Genomic DNA, 16,135 nt, shown 5'->3' on the forward strand with positions numbered 1-16,135 from the left:
GTCGTTCAGGCCGCGCCGGGTCCTGCCGTGCCCGCGAGGGCGTCGAGGTCGCTCTTGCGGACCCGGATCACCAACGCGGCGACGGCGAGGGCGAGCACCGCCATCGCGACGGCCGGGATGAAGGCCGTGGAGATCCCCTGGGACAGCACTTCGTGGCTCCAGGGAGCGGGCAGCTGCTGGGTCTTGGCGAACTCCGCCTTCTGTTCGGCCGAGGCGGTGGCCATGAAGTCCGCGACCTGCTTCTCGGCCTCGTCACGGCTGGCCGTGCCGAAGACCGTGGTCAGGATGGAGAGGCCGAGCGAACCGCCCACCTGCTGCGTGGCGTTGAGCAGGCCGGACGCCGCGCCCGCCTCGTGCACGGCGACCCCGGAGACCGCGGTCAGGGTCAGCGTCACGAAGTTCAGACCCATGCCGAAGGCGAACAGCAGCATCGGACCGAGCACCCCGCCGACGTACGTACTCCCGGGGTCCATGAAGGTCAGCCAGCCGAGCCCGAGCGCGACGAGGGCCGAGCCGACCATCATGAAGGGCTTCGGGCCGAGCACGGGCAGGAACCGCTGCGACAGACCCGCGCCGATCACGATCGCGACCGTCACGGGGAGGAAGGCCAGGCCCGCCTCGATCGGCGTGTAGTTCAACACGTTCTGCACGAACAGAACGATGAAGAAGAACATGCCGAACATCGCCGCGGCCAGGCTCAGCATGATCACGTACGTACCCGAGCGGTTGCGGTCGGCGAACATCCGCAGCGGTGTGATCGGTTCCTTCGCCCGGGCCTCGACCAGGGCGAAGGCGACCAGCAGGACCACCGCCGCGCCGAAGGAACCGATGGTGAGGCTGTCCCGCCAGCCCTCTTCCGCGGCCCGGATGAACCCGTAGACGAGCGATGCCATACCGGCCGTCGAGGTCAGCGCGCCCGCGATGTCGAAGCGTCCCGGATGGCGCTCGGACTCACTGATGTAGAGCGGCGTCAACACGGCGATCAGCACACCGATGGGTACGTTGACGAAGAGCACCCAGCGCCAGTCGAGCCACTCGGTGAGCATGCCGCCGGCCAGCAGGCCGATCGCGCCGCCGCCGGCCGAGACCGCGGCGAAGACTCCGAACGCCCTGTTGCGCTCGGGCCCTTCGGGGAACGTCGTGGTGATCAGCGCCAGCGAGGTCGGTGACGCGATCGCGCCACCGACACCCTGGAGGGCGCGTGCGGCCAGCAACTGCCAGGGTTCCTGGGCGAATCCGCCGAGCAGCGAGGCGAGCGTGAAGAGCAGGATGCCGGTCATGAAGACCCGGCGACGGCCGAGGATGTCACCGGCCCGGCCGCCGAGCAGCAGCAGTCCACCGAAGGTGAGCGTGTACGCGCTGACGACCCAGGTGAGGTCGGTGGTGGAGAACTCGAGCGCGTTCTGAATGTGCGGGAGGGCTATGTTCACAATCGTCGCGTCGAGTACCACCATGAGTTGGCAGGCCGCGATGACGGTGAGCGCGATGCCGGGATGCCCCTCCCGACGGGCCGCTCCTGGCTTTGGTTTCTGAATCGATGGAGAGGTTGTCACAATCAAGTCCCCCACAAGTACGTTAGTGAACGCTCGCGTTCACTGCCGCGTCAAACGGTAGTGAGTCCCCGACAGTGAACGCAAGCGTTCACTGAAGTCGCTGCCGTTTTGCGTCACTTGACCGCTTGCGGACCCTCCGGTCCGCACGGCACGTATGCACGCGCGTGCGTGCCGCTTGCCCGCTCAGACGGAGACACGCTCATGGTTACTTCGAGTTGGACGGCCGCCTCCGCTCGGGCGGCCTCCCCGCGCCGCCGCGGTGCCGTACTCGAACGTGCGATCCTCGACGCCGCGCTGGATCAGCTCAGCACGGTCGGCTGGAACGGACTCACGATGGAGGGCGTCGCCGCCGGCGCCCAGACCGGCAAGGCCGCGGTCTACCGCCGCTGGCCGTCGAAGGAGGATCTGGTCGCGGACGCACTCCGGGCGGGGCTGCCGTCACTTGAGGACGTGCCCGACATGGGGAGTGTGCGAGACGACCTGCTGGAGCTGTGCGGTCGGGCGCGCGAGGCGATGTTCTCGCGCCCTGGATTCGCACTGCGCTCGGTGATTCACGAATGTGACGCGGCGCAGGCTCAGCGCTTCCAGGAGGTGATCTTCGGAGGTGTCGTGGAGCCGACCATCCGGCTGCTCGGCGAGATCGTCGACCGTGGAATCCAGCGGGGAGAGGTGCGCTCCGACGCGGCGAACTCGTATGTCTTCGACGCCATTCCGGCGATGATGATGTACCGGTCCAAGGTGTGCGCGAGTGAATGGAACGAGCGGGACATCGAGGAGATGATCGACCAGCTCATGGTTCCGCTGCTGCGGCCGACGGGTGCCTGAGCGGTCTCCGCGACGGTGCGGCCGGAGCGCCGAGGTTGCCTGGGGAAACCTGGGTGTCGCGTGGGGTTCCGAGCGGCGTAGGCTGAGGGAGCCATGCCGTACGAACCCCCAACCCACACTGTCGAGCGCTCCCTGCGCGCCACGACCGGAGCGAAGGTCATTGCCGGTGTCGACGAGGTGGGGCGCGGCGCCTGGGCCGGCCCGGTCACCGTCTGCGCGGCGGTCACGGGCCTGCGCCGCCCGCCCGAAGGCCTCACCGACTCCAAGCTCCTGACCGTCAAGAGGCGCACAGCGCTCGCCGAGATACTGGCGCAGTGGGTGACGTCGTACGCCCTCGGGCACGCCTCTCCGGAGGAGATCGACGACATGGGGATGACGGCCGCGCTGCGACTGGCCGCCTGCCGTGCCCTCGAAGCCCTGCCGGTGCGTCCCGACGCGGTCATCCTCGACGGGAAGCACGACTACCTCGGGGACCCCTGGCGGGTCCGTACGGTGATCAAGGGCGACCAGTCCTGCGTCGCCGTCGCGGCTGCCTCGGTGATCGCCAAGGTGCAGCGCGACAAAATGATGGCCGAACTGGGTATCGACCATGCAGACTTCGGTTTTGCGGCCAACGCCGGGTATCCGTCACCGGTGCACAAGGCCGCGCTGGAGATGCGGGGCCCCACCCCGTACCACCGGATGACGTGGGCGTATCTTGATGCGCTGCCCCAGTGGCGGCACCTCAAGAAGGTCCGCAGTTGGGCGGATGGAAGCGTTCCGGAGATCGAAGGGCAGCTCGGCTTCGATTTCTGACGGTTCCGCTCGCACTCATGTGCCACCCGCCGACGCGACTCGCACCGGCGTTTGATAAAAATCAGCTCATGCCTCTCATTCCCGAGGAGCCTCAGATTCACGAGAGTGCCCAGGGTCCCCGCGCCACACCGGCCGCCGGCCGTACCGCGCCGACCCCCCGTCCCGTACCCGGACCCCGTCCCGCGGCTCCGCCGCGTCCTGGCCGTCCGGGTCCTGTCCGGCCTGTGCCGCCGGTGCAACGCGTGCCGCACGACAAGGCCGTGGCCAAGCCGGGGCCATCCGCCCCGGCGGCCCCCACCGCCCCCTCGACTCCGCAGATCCAGCTGATCCCGGCCTCGGCCGAGGGTGCGCTGGACGCGGCCGAGGAAGCGGTCGACCTGCTCCTTGACTCGGGCCGTGTCCCCGGTGAGGTTCTGGTGATCACCACCGGTGAACCGCACCCGTGGGCCGCGCACGAGCTCTCGTTCGGCGAGGCCGCCTACTGGGCCCAGCACGACGCGGGAGACGACGTCTTCTACGCCGACGCGTCCGCTCTCGGTCGTGCCGCGTCCCGGCCCGTGGTCGTCGTCGCCGTCAACGGCGGACCCGACGCCACTGCCGCCACCGCCCTGCCGCTGGCTCTCCGCCGAGCCGGCACCCTGCTGATCGTCTGCGGGGATCCGCAGCAGATCAACTCGGTGCTGGGCGCGGGGGTCTGAGGACCCCCGTTCTTCTGGGGGTACTTGGGGGGTGGAGTGCCACTGCGGCCCAGGCTGCGGTGGCATGAGCACGGTGGACGGTCCGACGTGTGCCGGTACGGGGGACGTGCTGGTGGGTGCGCCTGTGCGGTTGTCATGGTTCGCGTGATCGGCGTGATCGGCGTGATCGGCGTGATCCGAGTGATCGGCGTGTGGCCGTTCAGCCTTGCCGTCAGGAATGCCTGACGGCCGGTGCGGGTTCGAGGGCGCGTATGCGTGCCTCGGTGTTGTCACGTGGCGCGCTCTTGCACGGGCGGTGTCCGGCTGACGCGCGCTGAGGCGTTGCACACTCCGAGGGTTTGTACGCGTGCCCCTGAGGGTTTGTACGCGTGCCCCTGAGCGGGTTCGGGTGTTCCGGTCTACCCATCCCCTCGCCTCGCAGCCCTCGGCCGACCGGCGTCGCGCCCGTCTCGCCTTGGCGAGGTCGGTGGTCCTCTGTGCGTGCGCGGCTGCTGGCGGGGCCGCTGCCGAGGGGCGGTCGGCCGGACGAACGGCGGAACCGGTGCCGCGTGCGGCGGTCACGGGCTCCGCCTCAGCGGGCCGCCGCGCGGCGCAGCACCTCCGAGGCCGAGCCACCGGTGCGTGGCTGAATGGTCTCGACCGCGGCCAGGGCGTCCAGGGACTCCGGTTTCGAGTCCGCGCTCGGCCGACGGCCGCCCCGCCCTTCGCCGAGCACCTGCCAGCCCTCACGCGTCAGCGTGATGTACGCCCCGCACCGCAGCCCGTGCAGTGTGCAGGCGTCTCGCAGCCCCCACATCCACGCCCCGTCCTCCTCCGTCCACCGTCCGTCGCCCTCACGGCAGTAGAGCAGGACGGCCGTACGCACCGGTGTGCGGCGCCGCAGGTCGTGCGGGATGACCCGGCGCAGCTGCGCGAGCAGCGCGTTGCGGAACATCCAGCCGTCCGCCGGGGCCGGCCGCCGGACGAAGGACGCGCTGGCCCTGAGCCGTTCGTCCGGATCGAGGACAGCGACGATCGCGGTGTCCGGCCGGGGCAGATGCCGGGAGTGCAGCCCGCTGACGACTTCCCGGGGATTGCGCAGCAGCGGAATCCCCGCGGCGGCCCATTCGGCGGGTTCGAGCATCCGGGCGAGTGAGTTGGCGGAAGTGGCGGACGTCGACATCGATGCCGCCGAGGACGGAGCGAATCCGAAGGTCACGGTCCTCCCTTCGGCTACGCGCCCATACAGCGGGCGGGGGTCGGACTTGGGGGAGCGCGCCGCGGCACAGCCCGAACGGGCGGCCCAGGAAGGACCACGCGGGGCGCGAGGCCAATTCTTCCTGGCGAACTTGGTTGCGGCAACGAGCAATTGGGGCCACCGACCGTTATCCGGTGATCCGCCTCATATATCCCTGCCCGTTACCTCACATGTCACGCCTCGATCACCCTTGCACGGCGAGGACCAGCGGCAACACCCCCTGTGCACCGGACCGCCGGAGCAGACGCGCCGCCACAGCCAGCGTCCAGCCGGTCTCGGTCGAGTCGTCCACGAGCAGGACGGGGCCCTGGGCCTGGGTCAGCGTGGTGGCCAGACCGGGCGGCACCACGAGCGCCCCGTCGAGGGCCTTCAACCGCTGCGCGCTGTTGCTCCTGGAGACCTGCGCCGCCTCGTGTCCGGAGGCGTACTCGATGGAACCCAACAGGGGCAGGCGGCCGACCTCGGCGATCCGCGCGCCCAGCGACTGGATCAGGCGCGGTCGGCCGTGCGAGGCCATGGTGACGACACCGACCGGGCGCGGCTGCGCGTCGGGGCTCCCCGAGGCCCAGCCGCCGGGACCCTTCGCCCAGTCGGCCAGCACACCGACCACGGCCTTAGCCACATCGTCCGGAACGGGCTCGTCAGGGGCCTGGGGCGAGAGCATCGGCCGCAGCCGGTTGCCCCAGCCGATGTCCGAGAGCCGCCCCAACGCCCGCCCGGACGTGGCCTGTTCACCGGCCGGAATGCGCCCCTTCAGGTCCACGCCGACGGCCGGCAGGCCCGTCGGCCACATCTTCCGGGGCTCGACCTCGACACCCGCCCGGTCCAGCTCACCCCGCGCGGAGTCCAGGGACGACGAGGACACGGCGTCGGTGAACCGGGGCCCCGCACACATGTCGCAGCGACCGCACGGAGTGGCTCCCTCGTCGTCCAGCTGGCGCCGCAGGAACTCCATTCGGCAGCCGGTCGTCGACACGTAGTCACGCATCGCCTGTTGCTCCGCCGCACGCTGCTTGGCGACCCAGGCGTAGCGCTCTGTGTCGTACGTCCACGGGTCGCCCGTGGAGATCCAGCCGCCCTTCACGCGGTGCACCGCGCCGTCCACGTCCAGGACCTTGAGCATCGTCTCCAGACGTGACCTGCGCAGCTCCACCAAGGGTTCGAGCGCGGGCAGCGACAGCGGCCGGCCCGCCTGGGCGAGGACGTCCAGGGTGCGCCGGACCTGCTCCTCCGGAGGAAAGGCGATCGACGCGAAGTACTGCCAGATCGCCTGGTCCTCCTTGCCCGGCAGCAGCAGCACCTCGGCATGCTCCACCCCGCGCCCCGCACGGCCGACCTGCTGGTAGTACGCGATGGGGGAGGACGGCGACCCCAGGTGCACCACGAACCCGAGGTCGGGCTTGTCGAAGCCCATGCCCAGCGCCGACGTGGCCACGAGCGCCTTGACGCGGTTGGCGAGCAGATCCTCCTCGGCCTGCTGACGGTCCGCGTTCTCCGTCTTCCCGGTGTACGAGGTCACTGTGTGCCCGCACTGCCGCAGGAACGCGGTGACCTCCTCGGCCGCGGCCACCGTGAGCGTGTAGATGATTCCGGAGCCGGGCAGCTCGCCCAGATGCTCGGCCAGCCAGGCCATCCGGTGTGCGGCGTCGGGCAGCTGCAGCACTCCGAGACTCAGGCTCTCCCGGTCCAGTGGGCCGCGCAGGACGAGAGCGTCCGTGCTGCCGCCGGTGCCCAGCTGCTCGGCGACATCGGCCGTCACGCGCGCGTTGGCCGTGGCGGTGGTGGCGAGGACCGGGACGCCCGGCGGGAGATCCGCGAGCATCGTGCGCAGCCGCCGGTAGTCCGGCCGGAAGTCGTGGCCCCAGTCGGAGATGCAGTGTGCTTCGTCGACCACTAGGAGGCCGGTCGCGGCGGCGAGCTTGGGCAGCACCTGGTCGCGGAAGTCCGGATTGTTGAGCCGCTCTGGGCTCACCAGGAGGACGTCCACCTCGCCCGCGGCCACCTCGTCCTGGATCGTGTCCCATTCCTCGGTGTTGGACGAGTTGATGGTCCGCGCCCTGATGCCGGCGCGCGCGGCCGCCTCGACCTGGTTGCGCATGAGGGCGAGGAGCGGGGAGACGATGACGGTGGGGCCCGCACCCTGCTCCCTCAGCAGCGCCGTCGCCACGAAGTACACGGCGGACTTGCCCCAGCCGGTGCGCTGCACCACCAGGGCTCTGCGCTTGTCGGCGACCAGTGCCTCGATGGCGCGCCACTGGTCCTCGCGCAGCCGGGCGTCACCCGCCGGGGCGCCGACGAGGCGGGCGAGGACAGTGTCGGCCGCGGTGCGCAGCTCTGCGTTGCTCATGGCCCCATGCAACCCGATGGGTCGGACATCACGCGAATGAGGCGGTCAGCCTGTGGACAGTTCTGACGTGATCATGGTCGTGGTTATCCACAGGCCAAAGCGGAATGCGCGGATCCGCGGGATGGTCACGGCATGACGAATCACAGCGAAGCGGCCGGGAATCTCGGCGACGGTGACATGAGCGGGTGCGGCGAGCATGGCGGGCGTGACGGGTCTGGAGGGCTCCACGGGCTCGACGGGCTCGACGGGCTCGGTGGGCTCGACGGGCTCGGTGGGCTCGGTGGGTCCGACGGGCTCGGAGGACTTGGAGGGCTTGGAAGGAGTGGGGGCGTGGGTAGTGAGCGTGGCCAAGTCGGTGGGGGTGATCGCGAGGCGCGTGGCGGGCAGGGCGAGGCGTGTGGAGGACGTGGGCCAGGGCGTGGCGGGCACGGTTCGGGGCATGGCGGACAGGGCTCGGAGCACGGTGGAGATGGTCCACGTCGTGGTGGGGGCGGCTCGGGGAGCGGGGGACACGGTTCGAGGAGCGGAGGACATGGCTCGGGGCCGGGTCGGGGCGCACAGGGTGAGGGCCATGGACATGAGAGCCGGGTCGGCCCCGCGCACGGCGCGTCCGGCGTTCCATTTGCCGAGCATCAGGTCACGCTCCGCACTCCCGCCGAACTGGCAGACGCGCTGCCGTACTTGCTCGGATACCGGCCCGAGGACAGCATCGTGCTCGCAGCCCTGCACGACAGGGACGGGCGTGGCAGGTTCGGCGGACGGGCCCGGCTCGGCATCCCGGGCAACCCGGACGACTGGGCGTCCGTCGCCCGGCAGCTGACCGAGGGACTTGTGAAGGGCAGCGAACGCAGGGGCGCGCTGCCCGAGAGCATCGTCGCCTTCCTCTGCCAGGACCCCAAGGAAGGAGAGTCGGCCCGGGAAGTCATGGAACGGCTGCGCCCACTCGCGCAGTTGCTGCGCACAGCCTGTGGTGCCCTGGACGTGCCCGTGATCGAGGCCCTGTGCATCTCGGACGGCCGCTTCTGGTCGTACTGCTGCCCCAGTGCGCAGTGCTGCCCGTCCGACGGGACACCCATGGGGCTGCCCGGCACGTCAGTGCTGGCCGCCGCGGCCACCTATGCCGGTCTCCAGATTCGGGGGTCCCTGCGGGAGTTCAGGGCGCGGCTCATTCCGTGGGAGACCGCGGCCGCGCTGGAGCAGGAGTCAGCGCTCAACGCGGTGAGCATGGCGCTGATTCCGCGAATCCTGGACGACGAGAGCCGCTCAGTCGTGGCGGCCGAGACCTTGGACCTGGCTCATCGGGTCATGCGCCGGTTCGCCGAGTCCACGTCCGCGGCCGGTGGACCGGGTGTTTCCGGCGTACCCGCTGTGTCCGGTGCGGCAGGTATGTCCGGTGCCCTGTCGGCGGATCTCCGGGACGACGAACTCCTGCGTCACGACGAGGCAGCCACCTTGATCCTCGGCCTCCAGGACCGCATGACGCGCGACCGGGCGGCGGAGTGGATGGAGGGCGACGAGGCCGGCCCGGCCCTGCGCCTCTGGCGGGCTCTGGCCCGCCGCTGTGTCGGCCCGTACGGCGAGCATGCCGCGGCACCGCTCACACTCGTGGGATGGGTCGCCTGGTCCTCCGGTGACGAACTGGAGGCCCGCGAAGCCCTCGCGATGGCCCTCGGAGCGGATCCGGGATACCTGTTCGCCCGCCTTCTCCACCAGGCGTGCAACGAGGGCCTGGACCCGGAGTCGATTCGCCGCTGCCTCCGCAAGGAGCGTGTGGATCGTGCCGACGCGGAGGTGATCGCGTCTGCGGGGGCCCCGGCGTCCGCGGTCGACATCGACGGACCGTCCGGTCCCGCCACGACGTCGACCCGGGTGGCTTCCCGTCGCCGACGCAAGCCGCGGTCCACGGGGAGCGCGGCGAGCCGACCGGGTTCCCGGCCCTCCGGAACCGCGGGCACGCGCCGTCCCCGGTCCACCGCCGACGGCTCCCCGGCGCCGGAAGCACCCATCCGGGCCGGTGACGGTACGGGCGGCGGCACCCGGTCTCGCCGAGGAGCCGGCCGGCATGGGACGAAGCAAGGCGACACATGAGGGCGGGAGAGTGGCATCGACCGAGTTGGCCGACTCGGTTCGGATGGTCGGCCTGGTTGCTTCGGGTCGTGGCGTGGGGGTTGGCAGGGCTCGGGGCGATGCGAGGGCCTGCCGGCCTCGGGACGAGGTGGTGCCAGGTGCGTGCTCGGGTCCCTGCAGCGGTTGTGCCTGGGAAGGGCGGGGCTTCTGAGGACACGCCTCACGGCCAATCGGTCGGCTTCCGTGAACCGGGGCGTGACCCGGGACAGGCCCGTTCCGTTCACCTGAGTGGCGCAGCCCGCGGCCGGGCCGTGCCATCGCATCGAACCCGCCCTTCCGGAGCCCCCCACACGCAGCTGAGTGCGCACTCAGCGCACGGAGCACAGAAGAAGCCGCCCCATGCCCCTGCCCACCCAGTCCTCCACACAGCACGACAATCACCCTCTGCGCCGCAGGCCCGCACAGCTCCCCATAACCCCCGGCGGTGCCGCAACTCCGAAGGCACCCCCGTCCCTGCCGCACGCGACGGCGAATCTGCCTCCCGCGCACAACGCGCTGATCTGCGTCGCACTGCCCGGGCTCGCGATCTCCACGGAGCACGGCCAGCTGACCGGTCAGGGGCTGGAGGGCTTCTACCGCGCGGGCCGACGCATGCTCTCCCGTTGCCGGCTGCGCGTCGCGGGGCGGGAGCCACTCGCGATCCAGGCCCGGATGATCGCAGCCGACCAGGCCCGTTTCGTGGCGACCCTGAGCCTGTCCGCCGACGGCGGCCCCGACCCGGATGTCATCGTCGAACGGACGCGATACGCGGACGGCACGGAGCGGATCACCCTGCGCAGCGCGGCCCACCGCCATCTGCGCCTGCCCGTCGAGGTGTCGCTCGGCACGGACCTGGCGGAACTGGGCGCGGTCGCTTCCGGGCGCGCCGGTCCCGACCTGCCTGCCAGCGTGCACGACTCGGGCATGCGGTGGTCCTGCGCCACCGGGCACTCCGTGGTCACAGCCAACCCGCCGCCCTCGGACGCGCTGGCCTCCGCGGGGCTGCTCCGATGGGAGCTCGAACTGCCCCCGGGCGACACCAGAAGCGTGGAGCTGAGGGTACGGCCGACCGGTGCGGGTCCCATCCGGGCCGTCGCGCGCGCTGCCACGAGCCCGCTTGCCCAGGCGCGGGCCGTGAGCGACGACCCAAGGGCCGAGGCGCTCCTGCGCACGAGCATCGAGGACCTTCAGGCCCTGCTGCTGCGTGATCCGGCGCATCCGTCCGACAACCACCTCGCGGCCGGCGCGCCCTGGCGGTGCGGCATGGCACCGGCCGAGGCGCTGGCGGCGGCGCGCATGACCCTGCCGCTGGGCACCCGGCTCGCCGCGGGCACCCTGCGCACCCTCGCGCGCACCCAACTGGTGGGCGCGGGGCCGCGATCCGGACTGCTCCCCGGGCCGCGACGGAACGCCGGTACGCATCTGCCACCGAGCTGCACGGGCGAAGAGGCGACCCTGCTGTTCCCCGTAGTTCTCGCGGAAGCCAGGCGCTGGGGGCTCCCCGAACAGGAGACCGCGGAACTGCTCCCGGTGGCCGAGCGCTGCCTGCAGTGGCTGCGGACGGCGGTCGGCGAAGGTACGTATCTGCCCGACCCGCACCCCGGCGGACCGTGGCGCTGCGAGACCCAGGCACACGCCCACCGCGCCGCGCTGCTGGGCGCCGATCTCCTCGACGCGTACGGCAGGGGAGGCGGCCCCGAGCTGCGGGGGTGGGCTCGCGGGATGAGGGCCGCATTCCAGGAGGACTTCTGGATCGAGGACAGGGGAGGCGGCCGACCGGCTGCGGCCCGCCTGCCGGACGGGCGGATCGTGCCGCACCTCGGCGCGGCCGGTGTGCACCTCCTCGACACCGGGCTACTTGGTATGGGTGCCCCGGCCCAGGGGCTGCTCGACAAGGTGCAGACGGAACAACTGGCGCGGCTGTTCGGCGGGCCCGCCATGGACTCGGGCTGGGGACTGCGCAGCCTCGGGGCGAAGGAGAAGGGATTCAACCCGTTCGGACATCGAGGCGGGGCTGTGCGGGTCCACGAGACGGCTGTCGCCGTCGCGGGACTGGCCGCCGCGGGCTACGAGAAGGAGGCGAGTTCACTGCTGCGGGGCGTGCTGTCGGCGGCAGAGGCTTTCGGGCACCGGCTGCCGGAGATGTACGCGGGGGAGCAGCGCACGGAAGGCGGTGCGCCGCTGCCGCATCCGGCGGCCTGCAGACCCGCGGCCACGGCCGCGGCCGCGGGGATCCTTCTGCTCACCACCCTCGCGGGGATTCGTCCGGACGCCCCTGCCGGCACGGTGACGCTGCGGCCGGTCCGTGGCGCACCCCTGGGCGAGATCGGGCTGACCGGCCTGCGGGTCGCGGGCGCCCCCTTCTCCGTACGCGTCAGCAGGCTCGGCCTCGCCATGGTCGAGGAGGCTGCCGACGGTCTCCAACTGGGAGTGTGAGCGGGCGGAAGCCGACGAGGGACGGATCGGTGGCCTCCCCCGGCGCCCGTACCGGAGAGCAGTGGATCAGCCACTGAAGCGACCGACGAAGGGAGTGTTTATCGTCAGGCAGACGACTATGATCTCGGGCATGCCCTACGACCCGTCAGCCTTTCCGCCGTTTGCCGTCACCGTTGACCTGGTCGTGCTGACCGTGCGTCGCCATGCCCTGTGCGCGCTGGCGGTACGGAGGGGTGAGCCTCCCTTTCAGGGGCGGTGGGCGCTGCCCGGCGGCTTCGTACGGCCGGACGAGGACCTGGCGCAGGCGGCGGCGCGGGAGCTGGGCGAGGAGACCGGGCTGTGCGCCCATGACCCGGCCGCCCCCGCGCAGGCCAACGGCGCGCACCTGGAGCAGCTTGCGACCTACGGCGACCCGAAGCGCGACCCGCGGATGAGGGTCGTCAGCGTCGCCCATCTCGCCCTCGCTCCCGATCTGCCCGCGCCCAGGGCCGGCGGAGACGCGAACAGCGCGCGCTGGGCCCCCGTCGAGGAACTGCTTCAGCGGGGCGGCTACGGCCGTGACGGCGAACAGGCCGCGCCGCTGGCCTTCGACCATGCGCAGATCCTGGCGGACGGTGTGGAGCGCGCCCGCTCGAAGATCGAGTACTCGTCGCTGGCGACTGCCTTCTGCCCGACGGAGTTCACGGTCGGTGAACTGCGCCGGGTGTACGAGGCGGTGTGGGGCGTGGCGCTCGACCCCCGGAACTTCCACCGCAAGGTGACCGGCACGCCGGGTTTCCTCGTCCCCACGGGCGGTACGACGACCCGCCAGGGTGGCCGCCCGGCCCAGCTGTTCCGCGCGGGCGGCGCCACGCTGCTCAACCCGCCGATGCTCCGCCCCGAGGTCTGAGGCCACTCCTGGCGCGGTGCCGGACGGAACCGTGGCGGGACGGTGCGGCCTCGACCGCAATCGTGGCGGGACGGGTGCGGCCTCGGCATCCGGGCCGAGACGGGGCCCGCCCCGAGACCTGTGCGGAGACCTGAGGCAGCCACCCCGGGATTCGCCGTCAGGCCGAGTGGTGGGACGGGCACGGGGCATGCCTTCAGCGCACCCAAGATGACCGAAAAACCGTACATATCGCGCTATCTTGCTTCGGGTGATCCAGGCCATCGGACTGACCAGCAGCGCCCGCAAGGAGCTTCCCCCCGCCGTCGACGACGTCTCCTTCGAGGTGCCCTCGGGCCGCGTCACAGCGCTGCTCGGAGCCCCCGGCGCGGGCAAGACGACGGCGCTCAGGCTCATGCTCGAACTCCAACAGGGCCGCGGAATCACCTACTTCAGAGGCCGCCCGCTTCATCGCATCGCCCATCCGTCGCGCGAGGTCGGCGTGCTCCTCGGAGAGGTCCCCGGCCACCCGGCGCGCACGGTCCGCGGTCAACTCCGCATGCTGTGCGCCGCGACAGGCGTGCCGGCCCGGCGCGCCGACGACGTCCTCGAAGTGGTGGGCCTGGTCAGCCTGCGCGACCAACGTCTGAGCACGCTCTCGCGCGGCATGGACCGTCGCCTCGGTCTGGCCTGCGCACTGCTGTCCGACCCGCACACGCTCGTGCTCGACGACGCCGCCGACGGGCTCTCCGTCCGCGAGGGTCGCTGGCTGCACGGCATTCTGCGAGCCCACGCCGCCGGGGGCGGCACCGTGCTGTTCGCCACGGGCGACCCGAAGGAGGCCGCGCGGACCGCCGACCGTGTCGTCACGCTGGAGGAGGGCAGGCTCGTCGCCGACCAGGACGTCGCCGACTTCGCCCGCACCCGTCTCCGGCCCCGCGTAGCCGTCCGCAGCCCGCACGCCGCCCGGCTCGGCGCCCTGCTCACCAAGGAGGCCCGCACCACCCGACGCTCCGTGGAAGTCGTACGGGAGGACGGCAACCGCCTCTCCGTGTACGGCAGCACGTGCGCCGACATCGGCGAAACCGCCTACCGCCACAGCATCCTCGTACACCAACTCGCGGACGAAGTCGGTGACATGGGGCCCGTCCCGGCGCGGCACCCGGCGGGTGAGTCCAGGGAGGCCGAGCAGCCCGCGCGCACCGCGGAGGCGGAACGCGCGAACGAACTGTCTCCCCTCCCGCCGCCCATCACCGCCAGGCCGGGCTCCAGCCCCTTGCGGCCGCTGCGCTACGAACTGCGTCGCGCGGCCGGGGTCGCCACCGGGTACCTCACGGCGGTCGCCGTGCTCGTCGCCTCCGCACTGATCTCCGTGCTCCTGGCCAGAGCGGGCCACACCCCGCAGGCGCGTCTCCTCGCCGCCTGGCCGAGGGAATTTCCTCTTCCGCCCGCGGCGCTCGGCGCGGGGCTGCTCGGTGCCATCGCCTTCGGCGACGAGTTCCGTCATCCCGCCCTGGCCGCCGATCGCGGGAACGTCCCCCGACGCCTGGGACTGCTCGCCGCCAAACTCCTCGTCGCCGCCGCGACGGGGCTGCTGCTGGCCCTCCTCGCGGTGGGCGTGGACGCCGAACTGCTCTACCTCGTCTACGGAAGGGAGCTCACCGGAGTTCCCGAGGACTGGCTTTCGCTGAGCGTGAGTTGGATCGGTCTCGTGGTGGGCTGTGCCTGGGCGGGCGTGCTGGCGGCGGGGATCTTCCGGTCGACGACCGCCGGACTCGCGGCGGTACTGGCCGTACCGGTCCTCGTCGTGCCGCTCGTACAGAAGGTCCTGGAGGGACCGTCTGTACGGACCGCCGCCGGCTTCTCGACCCGGCTGCGCGAGCTCGTGCTGGTGCAGTGGCCATTCGGAGGCGAGCGCTATGTGGGTGCTGTGGCGCGAGTGATCGCCCAACCCGTCGGCGGCGCACTGATGTTGTCGATCAGCGCCCTGCTCTGCGCATACCTGCTCACCACTCTACGGAGCAGGGTCCGATGACGGCGGCCCGTGCACATGCGTTCCCTTCGTGTGCGCAACTCCACGCAGAACGCCCATTTCTTTCCGATAAGGCGTCAATTGCGACGGGGTGAGCGATCACCCTTTCGTGTGCTTTTCACCAAAGACCTCAAGGGAGTTGGAGACGGAGCCGACAAAGGATCCGTGAGTACCCTTGCGCACACCATGATGACCGCCGCCCGTTCCGCAGACTCCGGCCTCGCCGGCCCGGGCGAACTCGACCGCTACCCCTACGGGGAGGTCCCCGGTGCAGACCGCGTCAGCGCCTCCGTGTGGGACAGCACGGACCCGGAGCTGGGCCGCATGGGCCGGCGTGCCGCCGGCAGCCGCGGCCGCGGCCTGCATGGCCAACTGGTCCAGCAGCTGGGGCAGATGATCGTCTCCGGCGACCTGGGCGCGGACCGCCCGCTGGTGCCCGAGGAGATCGGCCAGCGATTCGAGGTCTCCCGTACCGTCGTCCGTGAGTCGCTCCGCGTCCTTGAGGCGAAGGGCCTCGTCAGCGCCCGCCCCAATGTCGGCACGCGCGTGCGCCCGGTCAGTGACTGGAACCTCCTTGACCCGGACATCATCGAGTGGCGGGCTTTCGGGCCGCAGCGGGACGACCAGCGCCGCGAGCTGAGCGAGCTGCGCTGGACGATCGAGCCGCTCGCCGCCCGCCTCGCCGCCGGACACGGCCGGGAGGAGGTTCAGCAGCGGCTCGCCGACATGGTCGAGATCATGGGCCACTCCATGGCGCAGGGTGACGCGCTGACCTTCTCGCGCGCCGACGCGGAGTTCCACTCCCTGCTCATCCAGGTCGCCGGCAACCGCATGCTGGAGCACCTCTCCGGGATCGTTTCCGCCGCGCTCCAGGTGTCCGGCAACCCGGTCACGGGCTGCGACCGACCGACCGAGGCGTCCCTCGGGCACCACGCCCGCATCGTCGACGCCCTCGCCGCGGGCGACGGATCGGGCGCCGAGACGGCCATGCGCCAACTGCTCACGGTCCACCCCGAGGTGGAGCGCGTCGTGCCCGCGCCGCGCGAGCACTGACCGCGCACAGAGGACGGCGCGGTCGGTGGCGGGTGCCCCGTGTGGCGTCGCTTGGCCGACGAACCATCTGCCGCCGGACCCCCTGGATGCTTCTGGAATCCGGCGGGGTCCGGTGGTGTGATGGGGTACTGAGGTCATCGGCTGACCACCTCTGACCGCATCTGGGAGCTTTTGCGCACTTACGGGGT

At 71.4% G+C, this 16,135-nt stretch carries 12 protein-coding genes; 8 read left to right on the forward strand and 4 right to left on the reverse strand.

From position 1 onward, the window contains the following. Positions 1 to 5: 5 nt before the first annotated feature. Positions 6 to 1,553: an MFS transporter gene (locus tag ACIBEI_RS37195; RefSeq protein WP_398894921.1), complete on the reverse strand. Its 1,548-nt coding sequence runs from the start codon at positions 1,551 to 1,553 to the stop codon at positions 6 to 8. 201 nt (positions 1,554 to 1,754) lie between these two features. On the opposite strand from ACIBEI_RS37195, the gene ACIBEI_RS37200 reads away from it, so the two are divergent. The 3 genes from ACIBEI_RS37200 (at position 1,755) to ACIBEI_RS37210 (ending at position 3,871) form a co-directional block, all read left to right on the forward strand. Continuing rightward, positions 1,755 to 2,378, forward strand: coding sequence for a TetR/AcrR family transcriptional regulator (locus tag ACIBEI_RS37200; RefSeq protein ID WP_398894923.1), 624 nt, complete (start codon positions 1,755 to 1,757; stop codon positions 2,376 to 2,378). Positions 2,379 to 2,471: 93 nt separating this feature from the next. After that, positions 2,472 to 3,173, forward strand: coding sequence for a ribonuclease HII (locus ACIBEI_RS37205; protein ID WP_398894924.1), 702 nt, complete (start codon positions 2,472 to 2,474; stop codon positions 3,171 to 3,173). Positions 3,174 to 3,241: 68 nt separating this feature from the next. Beyond that, positions 3,242 to 3,871 carry a hypothetical protein gene (locus ACIBEI_RS37210; RefSeq protein ID WP_398894925.1) on the forward strand — a complete coding sequence of 210 codons (630 nt, stop codon included), beginning with the start codon at positions 3,242 to 3,244 and terminating at the stop codon, positions 3,869 to 3,871. 571 nt (positions 3,872 to 4,442) lie between these two features. Here the strand turns inward: ACIBEI_RS37210 and ACIBEI_RS37215 are convergent. From ACIBEI_RS37215 to ACIBEI_RS37225, 3 genes are all read right to left on the reverse strand, one after another. Next, complete coding sequence (locus ACIBEI_RS37215) at positions 4,443 to 5,069, reverse strand: hypothetical protein (protein WP_055617258.1); 627 nt, start codon at positions 5,067 to 5,069, stop codon at positions 4,443 to 4,445. Positions 5,070 to 5,292: 223 nt separating this feature from the next. Continuing rightward, positions 5,293 to 7,455, reverse strand: a complete 2,163-nt coding sequence (locus tag ACIBEI_RS37220; RefSeq protein WP_398894926.1) for a RecQ family ATP-dependent DNA helicase — start codon at positions 7,453 to 7,455, stop codon at positions 5,293 to 5,295. Between the two features lie 45 nt (positions 7,456 to 7,500). Beyond that, on the reverse strand, positions 7,501 to 8,088 hold the full coding sequence (locus ACIBEI_RS37225) for a hypothetical protein (protein WP_398894928.1): 588 nt from the start codon (positions 8,086 to 8,088) through the stop codon (positions 7,501 to 7,503). A 78-nt stretch (positions 8,089 to 8,166) separates the two neighbouring features. Between ACIBEI_RS37225 and ACIBEI_RS37230 the strand changes: the two genes are divergently transcribed. The 5 genes from ACIBEI_RS37230 to ACIBEI_RS37250 all read left to right on the forward strand — a co-directional run bounded on the left by ACIBEI_RS37230 (position 8,167) and on the right by ACIBEI_RS37250 (position 15,947). Next, positions 8,167 to 9,543, forward strand: a complete 1,377-nt coding sequence (locus ACIBEI_RS37230) for a DUF4192 family protein (RefSeq protein WP_398894929.1) — start codon at positions 8,167 to 8,169, stop codon at positions 9,541 to 9,543. Between the two features lie 378 nt (positions 9,544 to 9,921). Next, positions 9,922 to 11,997 carry a glycogen debranching N-terminal domain-containing protein gene (locus tag ACIBEI_RS37235; RefSeq protein WP_398894931.1) on the forward strand — a complete coding sequence of 692 codons (2,076 nt, stop codon included), beginning with the start codon at positions 9,922 to 9,924 and terminating at the stop codon, positions 11,995 to 11,997. Between the two features lie 130 nt (positions 11,998 to 12,127). Then, a complete protein-coding gene (locus ACIBEI_RS37240) occupies positions 12,128 to 12,886 on the forward strand; it encodes an NUDIX hydrolase (RefSeq protein ID WP_269648662.1) in 759 nt (252 codons plus the stop codon). 247 nt (positions 12,887 to 13,133) lie between these two features. Continuing rightward, positions 13,134 to 14,897, forward strand: a complete 1,764-nt coding sequence (locus ACIBEI_RS37245) for an ATP-binding cassette domain-containing protein (protein ID WP_398894933.1) — start codon at positions 13,134 to 13,136, stop codon at positions 14,895 to 14,897. Between the two features lie 162 nt (positions 14,898 to 15,059). Then, positions 15,060 to 15,947, forward strand: a complete 888-nt coding sequence (locus tag ACIBEI_RS37250; protein ID WP_398894934.1) for a FadR/GntR family transcriptional regulator — start codon at positions 15,060 to 15,062, stop codon at positions 15,945 to 15,947. Positions 15,948 to 16,135 lie beyond the last annotated feature (188 nt).

Origin of the sequence: Streptomyces sp. NPDC050988, assembly GCF_044456225.1 — a bacterium.
Classification (GTDB): domain Bacteria; phylum Actinomycetota; class Actinomycetes; order Streptomycetales; family Streptomycetaceae; genus Streptomyces.

What these genes read in the sequence shown, in the direction of transcription:
- ACIBEI_RS37200 (WP_398894923.1), top strand. Translation starts at nt 1,755, where the DNA reads ATGGTTACTTCGAGTTGGACGGCCGCCTCCGCTCGGGCGGCCTCCCCG.
- ACIBEI_RS37205 (WP_398894924.1), top strand. Translation starts at nt 2,472, where the DNA reads ATGCCGTACGAACCCCCAACCCACACTGTCGAGCGCTCCCTGCGCGCC.
- ACIBEI_RS37210 (WP_398894925.1), top strand. Translation starts at nt 3,242, where the DNA reads ATGCCTCTCATTCCCGAGGAGCCTCAGATTCACGAGAGTGCCCAGGGT.
- ACIBEI_RS37220 (WP_398894926.1), bottom strand. Translation starts at nt 7,455, where the DNA reads ATGAGCAACGCAGAGCTGCGCACCGCGGCCGACACTGTCCTCGCCCGC.
- ACIBEI_RS37225 (WP_398894928.1), bottom strand. Translation starts at nt 8,088, where the DNA reads ATGCTCGGCAAATGGAACGCCGGACGCGCCGTGCGCGGGGCCGACCCG.
- ACIBEI_RS37235 (WP_398894931.1), top strand. Translation starts at nt 9,922, where the DNA reads ATGCCCCTGCCCACCCAGTCCTCCACACAGCACGACAATCACCCTCTG.
- ACIBEI_RS37240 (WP_269648662.1), top strand. Translation starts at nt 12,128, where the DNA reads ATGCCCTACGACCCGTCAGCCTTTCCGCCGTTTGCCGTCACCGTTGAC.